Annotated in this window: 13 protein-coding genes and 2 pseudogenes; 12 read left to right on the top strand and 3 right to left on the bottom strand. The window is 74.3% G+C overall.

Going from position 1 to position 20,749, the window contains the following annotated elements:
- Positions 1–285: 285 nt before the first annotated feature.
- Positions 286–2,559 (top strand): annotated as a pseudogene (locus tag AC6EXY_RS29150) (ATP-binding SpoIIE family protein phosphatase); the annotation flags it as partial.
- On the opposite strand, the gene AC6EXY_RS29145 reads toward AC6EXY_RS29150, so the two are convergent.
- Positions 2,551–4,236, bottom strand: coding sequence for an SDR family oxidoreductase (locus AC6EXY_RS29145; RefSeq protein ID WP_101831131.1), 1,686 nt, complete (start codon positions 4,234–4,236; stop codon positions 2,551–2,553). The pseudogene AC6EXY_RS29150 and the gene AC6EXY_RS29145 sit on opposite strands and share 9 nt — an antisense overlap.
- A 102-nt stretch (positions 4,237–4,338) precedes the next feature.
- Complete coding sequence (locus AC6EXY_RS29140; protein WP_101831130.1) at positions 4,339–4,854, bottom strand: HNH endonuclease; 516 nt, start codon at positions 4,852–4,854, stop codon at positions 4,339–4,341.
- Between the two features lie 608 nt (positions 4,855–5,462).
- On the opposite strand from AC6EXY_RS29140, the gene AC6EXY_RS29135 reads away from it, so the two are divergent.
- From AC6EXY_RS29135 to AC6EXY_RS29100, 8 genes and pseudogenes are all read left to right on the top strand, one after another.
- On the top strand, positions 5,463–6,782 hold the full coding sequence (locus AC6EXY_RS29135) for a mechanosensitive ion channel family protein (protein ID WP_101833131.1): 1,320 nt from the start codon (positions 5,463–5,465) through the stop codon (positions 6,780–6,782).
- A gap of 214 nt (positions 6,783–6,996) precedes the next feature.
- The gene (locus AC6EXY_RS29130) at positions 6,997–7,725 is read left to right on the top strand and encodes a response regulator transcription factor (RefSeq protein WP_101833130.1); all 729 of its coding nucleotides are present in this window, start codon (positions 6,997–6,999) and stop codon (positions 7,723–7,725) included.
- On the top strand, positions 7,722–9,719 hold the full coding sequence (locus AC6EXY_RS29125; protein WP_499818847.1) for a sensor histidine kinase: 1,998 nt from the start codon (positions 7,722–7,724) through the stop codon (positions 9,717–9,719). Before AC6EXY_RS29130 ends, AC6EXY_RS29125 begins: the two co-directional genes overlap by 4 nt.
- Positions 9,716–12,280 (top strand): 4-alpha-glucanotransferase, encoded by a 2,565-nt coding sequence (locus AC6EXY_RS29120; RefSeq protein WP_499818846.1) that lies wholly within the window; start codon positions 9,716–9,718, stop codon positions 12,278–12,280. The genes AC6EXY_RS29125 and AC6EXY_RS29120 overlap by 4 nt, the downstream gene beginning before the upstream one ends.
- 144 nt (positions 12,281–12,424) lie before the next feature.
- Positions 12,425–12,760 (top strand): hypothetical protein, encoded by a 336-nt coding sequence (locus AC6EXY_RS29115; RefSeq protein WP_243407415.1) that lies wholly within the window; start codon positions 12,425–12,427, stop codon positions 12,758–12,760.
- Entirely contained in the window at positions 12,747–13,175 is a 429-nt protein-coding gene (locus tag AC6EXY_RS29110; protein WP_499818844.1) for a DUF5130 family protein, read from the top strand. The genes AC6EXY_RS29115 and AC6EXY_RS29110 overlap by 14 nt, the downstream gene beginning before the upstream one ends.
- A 237-nt stretch (positions 13,176–13,412) precedes the next feature.
- A pseudogene (locus tag AC6EXY_RS29105) lies at positions 13,413–13,562 on the top strand (toll/interleukin-1 receptor domain-containing protein); the annotation flags it as partial.
- A 37-nt stretch (positions 13,563–13,599) separates the two neighbouring features.
- Positions 13,600–15,024 carry a hypothetical protein gene (locus AC6EXY_RS29100; RefSeq protein WP_499818848.1) on the top strand — a complete coding sequence of 475 codons (1,425 nt, stop codon included), beginning with the start codon at positions 13,600–13,602 and terminating at the stop codon, positions 15,022–15,024.
- A gap of 57 nt (positions 15,025–15,081) precedes the next feature.
- Here AC6EXY_RS29100 and pepN read toward each other — a convergent pair whose 3' ends face one another.
- A complete protein-coding gene (pepN, locus tag AC6EXY_RS29095; protein ID WP_499818843.1) occupies positions 15,082–17,631 on the bottom strand; it encodes an aminopeptidase N in 2,550 nt (849 codons plus the stop codon).
- A 305-nt stretch (positions 17,632–17,936) separates the two neighbouring features.
- Here pepN and AC6EXY_RS29090 point away from each other — a divergent pair, with 305 nt between their 5' ends.
- The 3 genes from AC6EXY_RS29090 to AC6EXY_RS29080 are packed head-to-tail and all read left to right on the top strand — an operon-like array spanning position 17,937 to position 20,615.
- Complete coding sequence (locus tag AC6EXY_RS29090; protein WP_423748059.1) at positions 17,937–19,409, top strand: AI-2E family transporter; 1,473 nt, start codon at positions 17,937–17,939, stop codon at positions 19,407–19,409.
- Positions 19,406–20,107: a mycothiol-dependent nitroreductase Rv2466c family protein gene (locus tag AC6EXY_RS29085; RefSeq protein ID WP_499819011.1), complete on the top strand. Its 702-nt coding sequence runs from the start codon at positions 19,406–19,408 to the stop codon at positions 20,105–20,107. Before AC6EXY_RS29090 ends, AC6EXY_RS29085 begins: the two co-directional genes overlap by 4 nt.
- Positions 20,108–20,126: 19 nt before the next feature.
- Positions 20,127–20,615, top strand: a complete 489-nt coding sequence (locus AC6EXY_RS29080; protein ID WP_101831405.1) for a ribose-5-phosphate isomerase — start codon at positions 20,127–20,129, stop codon at positions 20,613–20,615.
- Positions 20,616–20,749: the final 134 nt, after the last annotated feature.

The raw sequence follows: 20,749 nt of genomic DNA, 5'->3' as shown, positions 1-20,749 counted from the left end.
GATACCGTCCGTGTCCCATCCGGTCGATTCGATGTGGAATGATCAGGCCCGGAACGGTGTGTCTCCATGTGATCCTTCCTGGCGTTTCTGGTCCTGTTCGGGTCGGTACCCCACCACCCGTCATCGTGCGCGTCGCGGTGGCGGCGGGATCACCTGGCTCGGGGCGGCCCGTGCCGCGATGGTCGGTGGCGGAGGCGGCGGAGGCGGCGGAGGCGCGGATGGCGCTGACCAGGCTGTCAGATGGCACGGTTGTCGGTGGCATAGCGGGCCGAGACGCGCGAAGGGATGGCGATGGGGTACCGCTCCCTGCTTGGGTCGACATTCTCGCGATGCGCGATATCCGGTTACCGAACTAGACTTCCCCGGGTGGACCAGGTGACTGGCTGTTACGGTGCGGTCCCGGGAGTCGGGTTTGATCGGGGGCGGGTGGATCCAGCCCTCCGTGCAGGGCCGGCCGCTGGGATGAGGCCCCGCGTGTCCGCCATCCTCGGCCGGGCGGACGTCGCCGGCGGCGACGGTTCGATGGCCGCCGTCGTGACGCGGCAGTTGCGCAGCTCGGCCTCGATCGGGCTGCGCACGGCCAGGGGCGTCGCCCGCCTGCTGCGTGGCGGCCCCCCGTCCGCGGAGCGGACCGATCCCTCCTGCTGCGCCCCCTCGACGTTCCTCGCCGACGCCGCGCTGGTGCTCGCGGAGACCCTCGACCCCGACCGGGTCGTCCACCTGCTCGCCGACCTCGCCGTGCCGCGGCTCGGCACCGTCGCGCTGGTGTGGCTGCGCACGGAGGACGAGGTGAGCCTGGCCGCGTCGGTGGTCGTCGACCAGCGGGTCGCCCAGATGCTACGAGCCATGATCGCGGCGCTGCCGCCCGCACTCGACGACGAGTACCCGCCCGGCGTGGTGCTGCGTACCGGGCAGGTCTTCTGCGTGCCGGAGCTCGGCAGCCTGCGCACCGCGGTGCCCTTCCCGAACGAGCTGGCCTACCAGCAGTTCCGCCGGGTCCAGGCCGGCCCGACCATGAGCGTGCCGCTGGCGGACAGCGGCGAGATCGTCGGCGTCCTCACCGTCGGCCGCCCGGAAGGGCACTACACCAACGCCGAGATCGATCTGGCGGAGGACCTCGCCCGGCGCGGTGCCCTCGCGCTGCACAACGCCCGCCGCTACCGCGAGGCCCAGGAGTCCGCGCTGACCCTGCAGCGCTCGCTGCTGCCGGCGAACCCGCCCGCGCTCGACGGCGTCGAGATCGCGATGGAGTACCGGCCCGGCACGGCCGGCACGGAGGTCGGCGGCGACTTCTACGACGTGATCCCGCTGTCCGGCGGCCGGTTCGGCGTCGCGATCGGTGACGTCATGGGCCGCGGGCTGCAGGCGGCGGCGGTGATGGGCCAGCTGCGGGCGGCGCTGCGGGCGTACGCGCTGGAGGACTGGGGGCCCGCCGAGGTGCTGTCCCGGCTGGACCGCGTCGTCGACCTGCTGCCCGGCCTGCAGATGGCCACCTGCACCTACGCGGTGTATGACCGGCACACGGGCCGGGCCGTCATCGCCAACGCCGGTCACCTCGCCCCGCTCGTGATCCTGCCCGACGAGGATCCCGACTACCTGGTGCTCGACCCGGGTCTGCCGCTGGGCGTCGGCGAGGGCGCCGGCTTCAGCGAGATGACGGTCACTCTGCCGCCCGGCTCCGCGCTGGTGCTGTTCACCGACGGGCTGGTCGAGTCGCGACGCCGCCCGCTCGCGGAGGGCCTGCAGGGCCTGCGCCGCGGGCTCACCGAGCAGCGGGCCCGCGCGGCCGCCGCCCGCGGCGCCCCGCCGGTCAGCCCGGCGGACCTCACCGGCGCGGGCAGTGCCGACGGCCCGAGCGCGAGCCCGGGCGGCCTGGTGCCCGGCGGCGCGACGATGGACGCCGCGCCGACAGGCGGCACGAGGCCGGACGACGCGCGGACCGACGAGCCGTGGACCGACCGGCGGGCCCCCGGTCCCTCCCTCGGCCCGCCGCCGGGCATGCCCGACCGCCGCAGCGGCCGGGACCGCCGCCACGCCCAGCAGCACCACACCGGCGCGGAGCGGCGGCGGCGCGCCCGCGGCGGCAGCTTCGCCGTGCGCAGCTGGTTCGGGCCCGACACCGTCGCCGGTACCGGGGAGGGCCCCGCCGAGGAGACCGCCCGCTCCCTGCTCGAGCGCTGCCTGCTCGCCGCCGACCTGCCCAGCCGCACCGACGACGACACGGCGCTGGTCGTGCTGACCACGCTCGCGGTGAACCCGCCGCTGCTCGAACTCGCGCTGCCCGCGGTCGCCGCCTCGGCCGGCCAGGCCCGGATGGCGATCCGCGCCGTGCTGGTCGACTACGGCATCGCCTCGGTCGAGGACGCCACCCTGCTGGTCAGCGAGGTGGTGACGAACGCGGTCCTGCACGCCCGCAGCGACCTGGTGCTGCGCGCGTTCCTGGAGCCCGGGCGGCTGCGGATCAGTGTGGAGGACCGGGAGGGCGCGCACCTGCCGCGGCCGGGCGCCGCGGCCGAGAACCGGCCCGATCCCGAGTCGGGCTGGGGTCTGCTACTGGTCGAGGCGATGTCCCTGGCCTGGGGCGTGGAGACGACCGGTGACGGCAAGCGGGTCTGGTTCGACATCGAGGTCCCCGACGGCGCCGGGCCGGACGCCGGGCGCCACGGCACCGCCCCGATGGGCGGCCCGCCGCCGGCCGATCCGCCGGCGCAGGGGCGCGGCCGGTTCTGAGCCCTCGGCGGCGTGCACGATGTTGCGTAGCATGCCGCCGAACACGACCGCGTGGAACGGGCTGACGGCCCACCAGTACAGCTGGCCGGGCAGCCCGTGCGGCAGGAAGACCGCCCGCTGCCGGTAGCGGGTCCCCCCGTCGGGCCCGAGGGCCGCCCGAAGCTCCAGCCAGCCGTCGCCGGGCATCCTCATCTCCGCGCGCAGCCGCAGCAGTCGGCCCGGTTCGACCTCCTCGACCCGCCAGAAGTCCAGCGCCTCGCCGACCCGCATCCGCTGCGGGTCGCGGCGGCCCCGGCGCGGGCCGGCCCCGCCGAGCAGCCCGTCGAGCCAGCCGCGCGCCGACCAGGCCAGCGGCCAGGAGTACCAGCCGTTCTCCCCGCCGATGCCCTCGATGACCCGCCACAGCCGCTCGGGCGCGGCCGCCACGGCGGCCTCCCGCTCGTCGACGTAGAGCGCGCCACCGCTCCACTGCGGGTCCGTCGGCGCGGGCTCCCCGGGCGGGCCGGGCACCCAGTCGGCCCCACCGCCGCGCGCGCCGGTGCCGACCGGCAGGACCGCCGTCGACCATCGGGTCTCCACCCGGCGTTCGCGCACGCGGGCGAGCGCGTAGGCGACCGCCGTGTCGAAGGGCAGCAGGCCGTCCGCCGGATCGGGGATCCAGCGGCGCACCGCACCGCCGTCACCGACGATCACCTCGGTGCGCAGGGAGCGCACCAGCGGCCGCGCGATCCCCTTCGGCACGGGGGTGACCACCCCGACCCACAGGGACGACAGCCCCGGCGAGAGCACCGGCACGGGAATGATGATCCGGTCCCGCAGGCCCTCCACGGCCGCGAACCGGCGCATCATCTCGGCGTAGGTCAGCACGTCCGGGCCGCCGACGTCGAACGAGCCGTGCACGCCGGCGGGCACGTCCAGCGCGCCGAGCAGGTAGTGCAGCACGTCGCGGACCGCGATCGGCTGGATCCGGGTGCGCACCCAGCGCGGCGTCAGCATGACCGGCAGCCGCTCGGTGAGGTGGCGCAGCATCTCGAACGACGCGCTGCCGCTGCCGATGATGACGGCCGCCCGCAGCACGAGGGTGGGAACCCCCGAGTCGAGCAGGATGCGCGCGACCTCCTGGCGGGAGCTCAGATGGGCGGACAGGGCGATCTGGTCGCCACCGCCCGGTGCCAGGCCGCCGAGATAGACGATGCGGCGGACCCCGGCCGCCCGGCAGGCGGCGGCGAAGGCGGTGGCGGCTCGCCGGTCGACCGCGGAGAAGTCGCCTCCGCCGTCGATCGAGTGAATGAGGTAGTAGGCCACGTCGATGCCGGCGAGCGCCTCGGTGAGGGCCAGCGGGTCGCCCGCGTCCGCCTGGACGACGCGGGCGTGGTCCGCCCACTCGATGCCGCGCAGGCGGGCGGGATCGCGGGTCATCGCGTGCACCTCGTGCCCGCGGTCGAGCAGCCGGGGAGCCAGCCGGCCGCCGATGTAGCCGGTCGCCCCGGTCACCAGGATGCGCACACCGCCTACCTGCCCGGCGGACCGTCCGCTATCCCGTCCCACCGTCCCGGGTTCCGCCGTCCCGGGCCGGCACCTCACGCCGCGAGCGGACGACCGCCCCGGTCAGGCGGAGGCGGCCTCGGTCACGTCCGTGCTCAGGTAGGCCGACCAGCGTGGATCCATCCGACGCGACCCCAGAATGCGCCAGGCGGCTCCGCTCGGCGCGCGGGGCGCCGTGCGAAGCCGCCAACCGAGATCCGCGACGGCCCTGTCGGCTTTGACATGGTTGCAGCGGCCGCAGGCCGCCACGACGTTCTCCCATACGTGCGCGCCCCCTCGGGAGCGAGGAATGACATGATCCAACGACGTCGCGGGCGCGTTGCAGTACACGCAGCGGTGGTGATCCCTGGCCAGCACACCCTTGCGGGTCAGGGGGACCTGTGAGCGGTACGGCACCCGAACGAAACGCGCTAACCGGACCACGATCGGAACGTCGACCGATGCCGCCGCGGACCGAAGGACCTGGCCGGCCGATTCGACCATCACGGCCTTCTCGGTCAGGACCAGGACAAGCGCGCGTCTTTGCGACACCACGCACAGAGGCTCATACGTGGCATTGAGAACCAACGCCTCTGCCACGCGCGGACCTCCTGCCCACCGAGGGTCCATAACGGACCGACCTACCCAGCGTCTCCGGTGACAATGGACAGTCAACCTTCTTCCGCGGCAGAACGCGAGCCTGTTTGCATGGTCATCGGCTTTCGTGCCGTGTCGCTGCACATATCTGGTGGCGTTTGTCACTCTCTGCCGACCATCTGGGGAGATTCTGGCTACGCAGCGTCGACCTGATGTCCGGGTTGGGGGTGCGGTGCCGTACGGGCGCCGGACCGCCGGATCCCGGGGGTGCGCGCCGGTGGGCTGGCCCCATCGGCGAGACTGATCTCCGATGACCTCCGGGGGTCGTGGGCGGGTCGGGTCCGGGCGGGGGACGGCCGGGGGCCTTGGCACCCAGGCCGGCCCGGCATCGGCGGCTTCCCCACGGGCCGCCGGCCGCACCTCGGGCGCGGCACCGCTCCGTCCGGCGCGGCACCGCCCTGCCGGACGCGGCACCGCCCTGCCGGACATGGCACCGCACCGTCGGACATGGCACCGCGCCGTCGGGCTCGACACCGCGCCGTCGGGCGACACCGCCTGTCGTCGCGGTACCGCACCGCCGACGCACCACCGAAACGTCAGACGCAGAAAGGATGACCGTCGTCGTGACGCCCGCCCCGTCCCTGCTGGCCGAGCCGCTCATTCCCGGGCTGGGGATGCTGCTGTCCGCCTCGCCCGCCCCCGACGCGCAGCCCGGTTCCGCCGCCGCGGTGGTCTCGGGCACCCCGCTGCCCTCGCCGAGCCCCTCGGCGAGCACGGATCCGCTGGTATCCCTCGAAGGCGTCGCGAACGCCCTGCGCGACGCTTGTGGCACCAGCCCGGGCCTGCTCTGTCGAACCGTCTATAACGCAACGCACAGTAACTACCTCGCGTCCGGTGCGGAGGTGTTCCTTGGGACGCCGATCCGGATCCTGCTCATCCTGGTGATCGCGTTCGTCGTGCGCGCGCTGCTGCACCGCTTCATTCGGCGGACCGCCGAACGGGCCGGCGCCGGCGGCAACGGCGGGTTCTTCCGCAGTTCCCGGGCGGGCACGCTGCTGGGCGCGTTCGGCGATCCGGCGGGGCTGATGGAAAGGCGCCGCCAGCGCGCCGCCACCGTCGGTTCGCTGCTGCGCAGCGTGACCTCCATCTTCGTCTTCGGCCTGGCATTCCTCAGCGTCCTGGGGGAGCTCGGCATCAATCTCGCGCCGATCGTCGCGAGCGCCGGAGTGCTGGGAATCGCCGTCGGATTCGGCGCGCAGAACCTTGTCCGCGACTTCCTGTCGGGCATGTTCATGCTTCTGGAGGATCAGTACGGTGTCGGCGACGTGATCGACGTCGGGCCGGTGTCGGGCACGGTCGAGGGGGTGAGCCTGCGGATGACGCGGCTGCGCGACGTCGAGGGCACCGTCTGGTATGTCCGCAACGGTGAGATCACCCGGATCGGCAACAAGAGCCAGCAGTGGGCCCGCGCCGTGCTCGACGTCCCGCTCGACTACGACACCGAGGTCGACGCGGCCAAGCGGGTGCTCGCCCGCGCCGCCGACGATCTGTGGGCCGACGCCGAGTGGAGCAGTCTCATCCTCTCCGCCCCCGAGGTGTGGGGCATGGAGACGATGACCGCCGACGGGTACACCCTGCGTGTGGCGATCAAGACGCAGCCGCTCAAGCAGTGGGAGGTCGCCCGCGAACTGCGGGAGCGGGTGCGCAACGCGCTCAGCGACGCGGGCATCGCGCTGGGCTCCGTCCAGCGCAGCGAGGTCACGGTGGTCGACGACGAGGAGGAGGAAGGCGGGACGCGCGCCGGAGAGGACGATGACGACAACGGGATCGGCGCGCCGGCCCTGCCCGCGGGCGGCGGCGGCGGCTCGATCGTCATCACCGAGGACGTGCCCCGGCCGAGGATCGACCCGCCGAGCGCGACCCGGTCCTGACGGCGGGCGCCGGCGTCCGGTTCCGACGCGTGGTTCCAGCGTCCGGTTCTGGCGTCCGGTGCTGACAGGGGCGGCCGGGCCCGTGACGGTTCGGCGCCGCCCGGGGTGATCCGTCCGGGCGCGGGCCTGAAGTTCGCCTGAAAAGCAGGGAAGGTGTTGCTGAGACCGCCCGGCGGACATCCCTCCTTCCGTTCGGGAGAGGCAGACTGGAATCGTGCGAGTACTGGTGGTCGACGACGACGCGGCGGTCCGGGAGTCCCTCGAACGGTCGCTGCGCTTCGAGGGTTACGAGGTCTCGACGGCGGTGGACGGGCTCGACGCGCTGAACGCCGTCGTCCGCGACCGTCCCGACATCGTCATTCTCGACGTGATGATGCCCAGGGTGGACGGCCTGGAGACCTGCCGCCAGCTTCGGGCCCGCGGCGACGACGTCCCAGTGCTCATGCTGACCGCCCGCGACGGGCTGGCCGACCGGGTCAGCGGCCTCGACGTCGGCGCCGACGACTATCTGGTCAAGCCGTTCGCGCTGGAGGAGCTGTTCGCCCGGCTGCGGGCGCTGACCCGCCGGGCGGCGCTCGCGGCGCGGGCGACCAGCGCGGTCGTCGGCGGGCCGGGCGGGGCGCCCGACTCCGTGCTGAGCTACGGGGGCGTCGTCCTGGACCAGGCCAGCCGCCAGGTCACCCGGGGCGAGCGGGAGCTGACCCTGACCAAGACCGAGTTCGAGCTGCTGGAGCTGTTCCTCCACCACCCGCGGCAGGTGCTCTCCCGCTCGACGATCATGGAGCGGGTGTGGGGCTACGACTTCGGGCCCACGTCGAACTCGCTGGAGGTCTTCGTCAGCTACCTGCGCCGCAAGCTGGAGGCAGGCGGGGAGCCCCGCCTGCTGCACACGGTGCGCGGCGTCGGGTACGTGCTGCGTGAGCCCTCCGGGGAGCGCATGTGAGCCGTGCCTCCCCGCGGGCGGCCGCGCGCTCGCCGGGCTGGGCGCGGCCGGTCGTGGGTCTGCCCGCCCGCGGCGGCCCCGGCGACGGAGCCGCCGCGGCCGCGGGAGCCGGTGGGGGGGCTGGAACCGGCTCGGCGTCGCCCCGGGCGCGCACGCGGGACGGGGTCGCCCGCCGGGTCGGCTCGCACCAGCGGGCCTCCGCCCGGGAACGCTTCTCCTCGCCGCTGGGCCGCCTCACCCTGCGTGCCAGGCTCGCGCTGCTGGTCGGCATGGCGGTGGCCGCCGCGGTCGCGGTCGTCGCCGGCGTGTCCCTCGGCGCCACCAGCATCGTGCTGAACCAGGCCATCGACGACCAGCTCACCGAGCAGGCCGAGGCGTCCGCGGACACCATCCAGACCAACGCGCTCGGCATCGGCGTCGGTCTGAAGGCCTTCAGCTTCGGGCTGGAGGGCCAGTTCCTGGACGCGGACGGCAACCCGCTGGAGAACGCGGTCTCGAGCTGGAACTCCGTGCAGATCCCGGTCGACGCCGCCGACGCCGAGGTCGCCCGCCGGGAGCGGGCACAGAACCTGCGCACGATCACCGTCGGCGGGCAGTCGTACCGGCTGGTCACCGTGCCGCTGGAGCGACCCGCGTCCGGCGGCGCGCTCCAGCTGGCCCGGCCGACCACGGACGTCGACCGCACGCTGCGCGACCTCGCCGTGGTGCTGCTCGTCGTCGGCGTGGTCGGGGTCGTCGGCTCGGCGCTGGCCGGCCGGATCGTGGCCCGCGCGGCACTCAAACCCGTCGACGCCGCCGCGGCCGCCGCCGAGGAGGTCGCCCGTACCCAGGACCTCTCCGCGCTGATCCCGGTCACCGGCTCGGATGAGATCACCCGGCTGGCGGAGAGCCTCAACAGCATGCTGCGCGCGCTGGAGGCCTCCCGGGCCCGCCAGCGTCAGCTCGTCGACGACGCCAGCCACGAGCTGCGCACCCCGCTGACCAGCCTGCGGACCAACATCGAGCTGCTGCTGCGGGCCGAGGCGAACCCGCACCGCCCGCTGCCCCCCGCCGACCGGGAGGCGTTGCTGCGCGACGTCGACGCCCAGATGCGCGAGCTGTCGGGCCTGGTCAGCGAGCTCGTCGAGCTCGCCCGCGACGAGGTGCCCGCCGAGGAGGTGGAGCGGCTCGACCTCGCGGACATCGTCGTCGCCGCCGCCGAGCGCGCCCGCCGCCGGGCCTACGGCAAGGGCATCCGGATCGACGTCGACGCCGTGAGCTGCCTGGTCGACGGCCAGCCGAACATGCTCGAACGCGCCGTCACCAACCTGCTCGACAACGCGGTGAAGTTCTCCCCGCCGGCGTCGGTCGTGCGGGTGCGCTGCGCGGCGGGGGAGGTGACCGTCGCCGACGACGGCCCGGGCATCGCCGTCGAGGATCGCGCCCAGGTCTTCGACCGCTTCTACCGGGCCACCTCGGCCCGCGGCCTGCCCGGCTCCGGGCTCGGCCTCGCGATCGTCGCCGATGCCGTGCACAGCCATGGCGGCAGCGTCACGGCGGAGGCGTCGCCGAGCGGTGGGGCGCTGATGCGGATGCGCCTGCCGCTGGCCGCACCCGACCCCTTCGACCTCGCCGAGGCCGCCGATCCCCGCGAACCCGCGGGTACCCGTGAACTCGCCGGTACCCGCGGCACCTTCGCCGTGGCCGGTGCGGATCCGCCGCCCGCCGAGCTGCCGGCCTGGGAGCAGGCCGGGGCCACGTTCGGCGCGGCGTCCCCGTGGAGCCGCCCGGCCGCCGACCCGCCGACCCCGCTCCAGCCGTCAGCGCCGATCGCCCGCGCGGCCCTGCCACCACCGCTCGACGGGCCTTCGCCCCTGGCCGCTCCGATGACTCCCTACGGCCTGCCCTGGGATGGTTCGCCCGGTTCCGCCGGGCCGGGCGGAGATGCGTCCGGGCCCCAGACGTGGCGCGGTGCCGACCCGGCCGCCGGACCCGGCGACAATCCTGGGACGTGAGCCCAGACGACTCCGCCCCCAGCGCCCGGTCCCCGCACGCCCAGCCCCCCTCCGCCCGGCCTGACAAGGATGGGCCCGGCCGGATCCGGCCCGGCGAGACGACCCCCGCCGCAGGTCCCGATACTCGGCCCCGCCCCGACGAGCCGACGAACCCCCAGGTTCCTCCGGTCGGCGCCGACCTCGCCACGCTGGCCGAGGCCTGCGGGGTGGCGACCGAGTACCGGGACGCCGAGGACCGTCTCGTGCGGGTCGCGCCCGACACCGTCCGCGCGGTGCTGCGCCTGCTCGGCGTGGATCCGACCGACCCCGCGGCCGCCCTCGCCGGCGTCGTCGACGTGCGGTGGCGCCGCCAGCTGCCGGCCTGTGCCGTCGTGTCCGCCGCGACGCCCCGACCGGTCGTGGTGCACCTGCCCGCCGGTGTCGACGCGCGGGCCGAGCTGGAACTCGACGGCGGCCGGCGCGTCGTGCTCGATCCGCCTGGACAACCCCGGGAACAGCGGGTGCTCGACGGCGAGACGTGGGCGGCCCGGCCGGTCGTCCTGCCCGCCGGGCTGCCCCTCGGGGACCATGAGCTGCGCGTCGACGCCGGCTCGCGAACGCTGCGCTGCCAGGTCGTGGCGGTCCCGGACGCGGTGCCCGGGCCGCCCGCGCTCGCCGGGTCACGGGCCTGGGGCTGGATGGTCCAGCTGTACGCGCTGCGCTCGGCGGCGAGCTGGGGCATGGGCGACTACACCGATCTCGCCGAGCTCGCAGCCTGGTCCGGTGGGGCGGGCGCCGACGTCCTGCTGGTGAACCCCCTGCATGCCGCCGCCCCGACGCTGCCGATGGCCTCGTCGCCCTACTCGCCGGTCAGCCGCCGTTTCGCCGCACCGCTGTACCTGCGCCCGGAGGCCACGCGGGAGTACGCGGACGCCGATGGGGCGACCCGCGCCGCCGTCGACGAGCTGGCCCGGCAGGCCCGCCGCGAGGCACGTCCGGGCGGCCTGCTCGACCGCGACGCCGTCTGGCGGTCGAAGGGCGCCGCGCTGGAGCTGCTGTTCGACGCCGATCGCGGGCGCCGCGCCACCGACACGGTCGACCCCACCGGCCCCACCGACACGGTCGACCCCACCGGCCCCACCGACACGGTCGGCCCCACCGACACGGTCGGCCCCTCCGACGCGGTGGACCCCTCCGACGCGGTGGACCCCTCCGATGCGGTCCAGGACGCCGCGGGCGACGGCCCCGTTGGGATGGACCAGGATCTGGCGGACTTCGCGACCTGGTGCGCGCTCGCCGAGCGGCACGGGCCGGACTGGCGGCGCTGGCCCGCGGAGCTGGCCCGCCCCGACGCGCCGGCCGTGGCGGCCGCGCGTGTCGAGCTCGCCCACCGGATCGCCTTCCACGCCTGGCTGCAACGGCGTTGCGACGACCAGCTCGCCGCCGCGCAGGCCGCCGCCCGCGACGCCGGGATGGCGGCGGGGATCGTGCACGACCTGGCCGTCGGCGTCGATCCCGGCGGGGCGGACGCCTGGGCGCTGCGCGACGTGCTCGCCGTCGACGCGACCGTCGGCGCCCCGCCGGACACCTTCAACCAGCAGGGCCAGGACTGGGGCCTGCCGCCGTGGCGTCCGGCGGCGCTGGCCGACGCCGGGTACGCGCCGTTGCGCCAGATGGTCGCCGCCGTGCTGCGCCGCGGTGGCGGCCTGCGGGTCGACCACATCCTGGGGCTGTTCCGGCTGTGGTGGGTTCCGGCCGGCGCGGGCGCGGCGCACGGCACCTACGTGCGCTACGACGCCGAGGCGATGCTCGGCCTGGTCGCCCTGGAGGCCGCCCGGGCCGGCGCGCTCGTCGTCGGCGAGGACCTCGGCACCGTCGAGCCGTCCGTCGCGACGGCGCTGGCCCGCACCGGCGTCCTCGGTTCGGCGGTGCTGTGGTTCGAGAAGGACGCCGACGGCGCACCGCTGCCGCCCGAGCGGTACCGGGCGGCGACGATGGCCAGCATCACCACGCACGACCTGCCCACGGCGGCCGGCTACCTGGTCGGCGAACACGTGCGCCTGCGGGCGTCCCTGGGCGTGCTGGGCCGGTCCGAGCAGGCCGAGGCGGCCGCCTGGCTCGCCGAGCGGGACGCCCTGCTCGACCTGCTGCGCGCCGAGCACCTGCTGCTCGCCGCCCCGCCGCCGTCACCGGGCGCGCCGTCCGTCCCGAGTCCGTCGACCGTCGTGGAGCCGGGGAGCACGGCGAACGCGGTGATCGACGGAGTGCCGACCGCGGAGGTGGTGCTGGCGATGCACCGGCTGCTCGTCCGGTCGCCGTGCCGCATCGTGCTCGCGGCGCCCGGCGACGCGCTCGGCGACCGGCAGCAGCCGAACCTTCCCGGGACCATCGACGAGTACCCGAACTGGCGGCTGCCCGTGCGCGACGCGGACGGCGCCGAGATCACCCTGGAACGGCTGCGCGCCGACCCCGCCGTCGACCGCCTCGCCGCGCTGCTCGACGAGGTGCGCGACGAGGTGCGCGACGCGCCCGCGGGCAAGCGGCCCATCTCACCTTCGGGCGAGGCCGGCAGCCACCCCTGACGCAGGACCCAGGACACACTTCCCGGTAACCTTCGCTCCGTGACTTCACGTCAACCGCGCTGGTCCCGCCGGCCGTCGCCCGCCGGTATGTCCCATCCGACACGGGGGGCGGCGGCCGGCCGCGCGTCGCGTCGAGGCGTCGCGGTGCGCCGGGTGCTGAGCGTCGCCGGCCTCGCCGTGTTCGCGCTGCCGGTGTTCGCCGCCACGGCGTCCGCCGGGGAGATCGGCAGCAAGTACAACCCGGACCCGCTGTCCGCGCTGCAGACCTGGGGTATCTACGGCGGCACGATCGTCGGCGGGTTTCTCGTCGCGATCCTGATCACGGCCGCGTCGAGCCGCCGTGGTGGCCCGCCGCGCTACCGCCCGGGTCAGCCGTGGGAGCACGACGAGGTCTGGGTCGGCACCCGCCCGGAGGAGCTCGAGGGCGAGCGGTCCGCCAAGGCGGTCCCGGGAGCGGGTGGCGCCAGTGGCAACTGGTGAGGCCTTCAGCGCGGAGCAGCTGGAGCGGCTGAACCGGGCGCTGGACCAGGCACAGAAGCACAGCGGCATCCCGTTCACGGTCCGGGTGGGCGCACTGCGCGGCGACGTGCGCCTCGCCGCCGAGCGCATCCTGTCGACGCTCGTCGACAACCCGGATCGCGACCCGGCCGTGCTGATCGTCGTCTCGCCCGGCCAGTGCTTCGTGCGCGTGGCCACCACGCCGGCGGCCCGCAAGCGGGTCAGTAACCCGGCCGCCGGCCTCGCCGCGCTGACGATGACGTCCAGCTTCTCCCTCGGCGACCTGGTTGGCGGCCTGCTCACCGGCCTGCGCCAGCTCGGCGAGGCCGCCGGTCCCGCCGCGGCCGCCGTCGGAACCAGGTCCTCCACCACGGACTCCCACGCCACGCACCACTGACGTCCGGCCGTCTCCTGGTCCGTGCGGCAGCGACGTGGGCATGCACGGTTCCACCAGTGGTTGGCCCACCGCGATCGGGGCGCTGCGGCCTGTCAGCATTCTGCTTCCGCCGGCGAGTGAGCCGCAACGCTCTGCGATGATGAAGGGCTGGGCGCGGGGGGAGAGGAACCGCCCGGGGGCATCCTCGTCTCGTATGCTCCGGCCGATGTCGGGTGGGCCGAGTGGATCGCGTGGCAGATGGAGGAGCGCGCCGGTCTGCGGGTGATCGTCGAGGCGTGGGACGGCGTTGCGGGTTCCCGCTGGACCGCGACGGTCAACGAGCATCTGCCTCTGGTCAACCACGTGCTCGTGGTCGTTTCGCCGCACTACACGGAAGCCGGGGCGCAGCAGACCGTCTGGCAGGCGGCCTTCGACGCCGATCCCGGTGGGCGAGGTCCTGCCTGTCCTCGACGGACTGGACGAGGTACCGGCCGCCCAGCGGCCTGCCGCCGTGGCTGCTCTCGAGACGTGGCTGCGCGACACCGGTCCGCTGGTGGTGGGCGGTACGGCGGAGAGCCTGCGCGGGCCTGCCCATGATGGGGACACGCCCCCGGCGGTCCGGTCGGCGTCGGTGCCAGGCCCGGGTGCGCCGCGGCTGGCGGAACCGCGGCTGGCCGAACCGCGGCTGGCCGAGTTACCGCTGGTCGAGGTGCGCCCGGTGGAGCCGCGGCTGGTAGCCGAGTATGTGGCGCCAGGCAACGGGCCGGGTGCGTCGGATGTCCGTGCGGTGGTCGCCGACGTCCTGACCAGCTCGGCCGGCTCGGCAGCGGCCGAGGCGCTGCGGGAGCCCCTCGTCGTCGACCTGCTGCACACCGTCCAACGCGCCCGGTCCGCGCCGCGTTGCGACGCCGGACGGCGTGATGGTCGGGACGACGGGGAGACCGTGCGCTGGGCGTTGGACCTGGCGCCGCGCGACCGGGCCGGGGCCCCCGACGCCCCCGACTCCGCCGATGCGGTCCGTGCCCGGCTGGCCCGGCTCTACCTGCGCGTCGTCGTCGGATCGGCGGGCGACCGTCTCGATCAGGACCGGACGGCCGCTGGGGACGCGGAACGCCACCTGCGGGCCCTGGCGTTCCTGGCCGATCGGATGGCCGCGGAACGGGTCACCGGCCTGGGCTGGTGGGATCTGCACAGGGCGATGCCGAGGCCGTTGCAGACGCTGCCGTGGCTGGTAGGCGGTATCTGCGTCGGCATCGGCTTCGGCACGCAGCTGGGGCTCACCCTCGGCATCGTGTTCGGCCTCCTCGCGGGTCTCGTGTTCGAATGGCGACGTCGCCGGGACAGCACCCGCCCCGATAGCCGGGTACCGAGACACGTGCCGCTGCGCAGGCCGAGACCGCGCTTCGAACGAACGGCGAAGGCAGCGGGCCGCCCCGCCAACGGGGAGCGCGGAGCCGCCGGCCAGGACGACGACCCGCGGTGGTCGATGCGGCAGTGTCGCGGCTACGCGCTGTACCTCGCGGCGCCTCTGATCGCCGCCGTTCAGGCGTCCTACGAGGGCTATCTGTACGTCCTACTGCACGTCGCGCCGTCGTCCCTCGCGGTGGCCGCCGTCGCCGAGGGTGTGGCGGTGGTCGCGTTCACCCTCGGGTGCCCGTGGGGGCAGTTCGTGATCGCGCGGCACTGGCTGGCGTGGCGGCGCGGGCTGCCGCGGGACATCCTCGGGTTTCTCGACGATGCCTGCGAGCGGGGGGTCCTGCTCCGAGTGGGCGCCGTGTGGGAGTTCCGCCATCCCGCCGTCGCCGCCGTCCTGGTCGCCAGCGACCACTGGGACGGCGAGGGCGAAGGCTACAGACGGCGGGAAAGGTGAGGGCTGCCAGGCCGGCGCCGGTGGAGGAGTGGGCGGCGCCGGCCTGGAACGGGCGGGTCAGGACGCGGCGGCGGTGTCCTTGGCGCGGGCGGCGAGGGCGCGGACCAGGCCGTCGCGGCCCTCGAGGAGGGCTCGGCGCAGGGGCGGGTTCGGGTTCGCCTCGGCCAGGTAGGCGTCGACCTTCGCGACCGTCTCCGGTTCGATGACGGCGGCCGGGAACAGCATCTGGGTGATGGTCGAGGCGGTGTCGAAGCTGCGCGACGCCCAGATACCGGCGATCTCGGCGAAGTAGCGGTCGACGTACGGACGGGTCAGCTCCAGCTGGTCGGAGATCCAGAAGCCGCCCATCGTCGCCGCCGCCAGATGGTTCGACAGCTCGTCCGAGTCCATCACCGCGGACCACGCGGCGGCCTTCGCCTCGGCGGTCGGGCGGGCCGCGCGGGCGGTGGCCGCGCGCTTCTCGCCTGTCGCCGTGCGGTCGCGGGCGAGCTCGCCGTCGATCTCGGCGTCGCCGTACACGCCGCGGGCGACGAGCTGGGTGAGCAGCGTCCAGCGCAGCTCGGTGTCCAGCACCAGGCCCTCGATGACGTCGCCGCCCTCGAACAGCGCCCGCACGCGGGCCACCTGGTCGTCGTCCTCGGCCTGCGCGAACGAGGTGGTGTAGACGAGCTGCAGGTCGCTGCCGGGCGGGGCGGAGCGGGCCAGGGCCTCGGTGCGCTCCGTCAGCGCGCGCAGCGCCGCCTTGCGGTTGGCGGGGTCGCCGTAGGTGTCGATGGTGAGGTCGGCCTTGGCGAGCAGGGACTGCACGACGCCGATGTCGTCCTCGGCGGTCACCCCGGACAGCACGAGACGGACGTAGTCGCGGGCGGCGAGCTCCGCGTCGCGGGTCATGTCCCAGGCAGCGGCCCAGCACAGGGTGCGGGGCAGGCTCTGCGCGATCGCGCCGATGGAGTCGACCAGGGTGGCCAGGGAGCGCTCGTCGAGGCGGACCTTGGCGAACGTCAGGTCGTCGTCGTTGAGCAGGATCAGGTCCGGCTGGCGGGCGCCGACGAGCTTGGGCACCTCGGTCAGCTCACCGGTGACGTCCAGCTCGACCCGCTCGCGGCGGACCAGCGCGCCGCGCGCGTCCCGGTCGTACAGGCCGATCGCGAGCCGGTGCGGGCGCAGGGTGTGTGACGCGGTCGGCGGCGAGCTCGCCGGCTCCTGCACCACGTCGAACGCCGTGAACAGCCCGGAGGAGTCGGTGAAGAAACGCGGGCGCAGCGTGTTGACGCCGGTCGTCTCCAGCCATTCGGCGGACCAGGCGGTCAGGTCGCGGCCGGAGGCGTTCTCCAGCTCGTCGAGCAGGTCCCGCAGCGAGGTGTTCGCGTACTCGTAACGGCGGAAATAGCTGCGCAGGCCGGAGAGGAACTCCTCCTGACCGACCCATGCCACCAGCTGCTTGAGCACCGAGGCGCCCTTCGCGTAGGTGATGCCGTCGAAGTTTGTCCGTACCGCGTCCATGTCGGGCGCGTCGGCGACGATCGGGTGGGTCGACGAGAGCTGGTCCTGCCGGTACGCCCAGCCCTTCTCGGCGTTCGCGAACGTGGTCCAGCCGTTGGTGAAGCGGGTCGAGCTGACCTGCGCCAGGACCGACATGTAGGTGGCGAACGACTCGTTGAGCCACAGGTCGTCCCACCAGCGCATGGTGACCAGGTCGCCGAACCACATGTGCGCCATCTCGTGCAGGATCGTCTCGGCGCGGCGCTCGCGGCGGGCCTCGGTCACCTTCGCCCGGAAGACGTACTCCTCCAGGAACGTGACGCAGCCGGCGTTCTCCATCGCCCCGGCGTTGAACTCCGGCACGAACAGCTGGTCGTACTTGCCGAACGGGTACCGGTAGTCGAACACCCGGTGATAGAAGTCGAACCCGGCCCTGGTGATCTCGAAGATCTCGCCCGGATCGAGGAACTCGGCGAGCGAGCGGCGGCAGAACAACCCGAGGTCGATACCGTCATGCTGGTCGCGCACCTCGTGGTACGGGCCGGCGACCAGGGCGGTGATGTAGGTCGACATCACCGGCGTGGTCAGGAAGCGGATGACGCGCACGCCGATCGCGGCCTCCGCCTGCGCCGCGACCGCACCGTTGGAAATCGCCGACCACTCGGCCGGCACCGTCACCGAGAGGGTGAACGCGGCCTTCAGGTCGGGCTGGTCGAAACACGCGTACATGCGGTGCGCGTCGTACGTCTCGAACTGCGTGTAGAGGTACACGGCGTCGTCGACGGGGTCGACGAAACGGTGCAGGCCCTCACCGGTGCGGGAGTAGACGCCGTCGCCGACGACGGTCAGCCGGTTGGACTCGGCCAGCCCGTCGAGCCGGATCCGCTCGCCGTCGAACACGGCGGCCGGGTCGAGCGCTCGGCCGTTGAGCACGACCTCGTCGACGCGGGCCGCGGCGAGCTCGATGAACGTCGACGCCCCCGGCTCGGTGCAGGTGAAGGTGACCGCCGTGGAGGTGCGGAAGTTCACCGGACCGGTGGTCAGGTCGAGGTCGACGTCGTAGGACGCCACGTTGAGCAGGCGGGCGCGTTCGCGCGCCTCGTCGCGGGTGAGGTTGTTGGGCACCCGGATCCTCTCGAAAGGCACGGACTTCTGCGATGGCACGTGCTCCGCGCTGCGTGCGGTGGCACGTGGTTATTGCGGTGGGCGCGGGCCCAGTCTCGCACGCCGGGAGGGGTTTCGGACATCGTCGACGGGCGTGGTCCGCGGTGGCCGCGGGCATCGCGGCGCGCCGGGCGGACGACGGATTGCACCAGTTCGCCTGGGGTCACTCCGCCATCCGGGAAGCCGGTACGGCACGATGACGACATGTCCCGCGCGCCGGGCGGCGCGGTCCGCGAGCGGGGTGGGAACCTCAGGAGGAGGCACGGGTGAGGCGGGTCGCCGGGCTGGGCCGTGTGGGCACGTCACGGCGTGCCCCCGGGCCGGCCAGCCCCGACGTGCCGCCGAGGGAACGCGCCGCGGCGGCCCCCGGCCCGCCGGCCACGCCCGGCCCGCCGACCAGCGGCGGCCCGCCGGATCCGGCGGACCCGGCGGACTCGTCGGCGGCGCCGCACCGGCCAGGCGGCGCGGCGGGCGAGACATCGGCCGGCGGCGGCCGGCAGGCCGGCATCCTCCCGCGGTGGCTGCGGGTGTCCCTCGCCGAGCGGACGGCCGGGCGGCGGGACCCGGCGGATCCCGCGGTGGGCGACGAGGACGGCGGCGACGGGGGGCGCCTGTCGTCGGCGAGCCGGGCCGAGGAGCACATCCCGGTGGCGCTGCGGGTGTCGGCGGGCTGGTCGTGGCGCCTGATCCTCACCGGCGCGGCGATCTACATCCTGCTCATGGCGGTCGGCCGGGTCCGGGTGGTGGTCATCCCGATCATCGCCGGCCTGCTCATCGCGGCGCTGATCCATCCGCTGGTGGTCCGGTTCCAGCGGATGGGCGTGCCCCGGCTGGGGGCCGCGTTCGCCGCGCTGTTCGTGTTCCTGGTGGTGGTCGCGGGGGCGGCGGTCGCGGTCGGCTTCAACGCCGCCGACGAGCTTCCGACGGTCACCGACCAGGTCAGCGAGGGTGTCGAGCAGGTCCGCGGCTACCTCACCAACGGCCCGTTCCATCTGTCGCAGAGCCAGCTCGACGATCTGGTCGACGACATCCGCCGCAATCTGGCGAACAACCGCGGCCGGGTCGTCTCCGGGGTGATCTCGGGGGCGTCGGTCGCCGCGGAGGTCATCACCGGACTGCTCGTCGCGCTGTTCTCGTCCTTCTTCTTCCTCTACGACGGCGAGCGGATCTGGAACTGGATCGTCACCCGTTTTCCCGACGGCGCGGAGGAGCGGGTGCGCGGCGCGGGCCGGGAGGCCTGGTTCACCATCACCGGGTACGTCCGGGGGACGGTGTTCGTCGCCGCGGTCGACGCCTTCAGCATCGGGATGGGGCTGCTGGGCGTCGGCGTCCCGCTCGTCGCGCCGCTGGCGCTGCTGACGTTCTTCGGCGGGTTCGTGCCGATCATCGGCGCGACCGTCGCCGGGATCGCGGCCGTCCTGGTCACCCTGGTCTCGGGCGGGGTGACCGACGCGCTGATCATCCTGGGGGTCGTGCTCGCGGTGCAGCAGATCGAGGGGCACCTGCTGCAGCCGATCGTCATGCGCCGGGCGGTGCGGCTGCATCCGCTCGCGATCGTGATCTCGCTGTCCGCCGGCGGCGTGCTCGCCGGGATCCCCGGGGCGATCGCCGCCGTGCCGTTCGTCGCCGTCGTCAACCGCGTCGCCAGCTATCTCGCCGCGACCGGGAAGTCCGCGCGGCCCGACCGGGTTGACCCCGACGACGAAGGCTCGCCCACCCCCGAGGAGGCCCGCGCATGACCGCCGAGACCGTGTCGCCTGCCGAGACCGTGTCGCCCGCCGAGACCGTGTCGCCCGCCGAGACCGTGTCGCCTGAGAGCGCCGCGTCCCCCGCCGGCACCGTCGCCGCCGACATGTGGTTCGACCCGACGTGTCCCTGGGCGTGGCTGACGTCACGGTGGCTGCTGGAGGTGGAGAAGGTCCGCCCGGTGCGGGTGCGCTGGCACGTGATGAGCCTCGGCGTCCTCAACGAGGGGCGCGACCTGCCCGAGGAGTACAAGGCGCTGCTGACGCAGGCCTGGGGGCCGGTGCGGGTGTGCATCGCCGCCGCGGCCCGCCACGGCGACGCCGTGCTCCTGCCGCTCTACACCGCGCTCGGCCGCCGCCGGCACCTGGAGAAGGCGGAGTGGAACGCCGAGACGTTCGCCGCGGCGCTCACCGAGGCCGGTGCGGACCCGGCGCTCGCCACGGCCGCCACGTCCACCGAGTGGGACGAGGCACTGCGCGCCAGCCACGCCGACGGCATCAACCGGGTGGGCATGGACGTCGGAACGCCGGTCATCGCCGTCGGTGAGAACGCCTTCTTCGGCCCGGTGGTCACGCCGGCACCCAAGGGCGAGGACGCGGGCCGGCTGTGGGACGGCGTCCTGCTGGTCGCCGGCACCCCGGGCTTCTTCGAGCTCAAGCGCACCCGGGACCAGGACCCGATCTTCACGTGATCCGGCATGATGACGCATCATGCGCGTCCATCTAGGTTCTGATCATGCCGGCTTCCACCTCAAGGCGGCGCTCGCCGAGCGCCTGGTGGAGCTCGGGCATGCGCCCGTCGACCACGGCCCGGTCGAGTACGACCCCGACGACGACTACCCGCCCTTCGTGCTCGCCGCCGCCCGGGCCACCGCGGCCGAGCCGGACAGCTTCGGCATCGTGATCGGCGGGTCCGGCAACGGCGAGGCGATCGCGGCGAACAAGGTCGTCGGCGTGCGGGCGGTGCTGGTCTGGAGCGAGCAGACCGCGACGCTCGCCCGCCAGCACAACGACGCCAACGTGCTCAGCCTCGGCGCGCGGATGCACACCGTGCCCGAGGCGCTCGCGTTCGCCGAGGTCTTCCTCGCGACACCGTTCAGCGGTGAGCAGCGGCACGTGCGCCGGCTGCGGATGCTGGCGAGCTACGAGCGCACAGGCGAGGTCCCCGCGGCGCCGGGCGCCGCCTCGACAGCATCCTGATCCTGCTGGTCCTGGTTCTGCTGGTTCTGCCAGGCGCGGCCGTCGGGCCGCCGCGGGCGCCGGCCGCCCGCGGCGGGGCGGCGCCCGGCGAGATCGGAAGAGCGGGGGGGAGGGAAAGAGGGTCTGCGAGCGGG

It is taken from the genome of Frankia sp. RB5 (genome assembly GCF_059816245.1).
The sequence above is the reverse complement of the archived record's forward strand: the minus strand, read 5'-3'. Positions and strand labels throughout refer to the sequence as shown.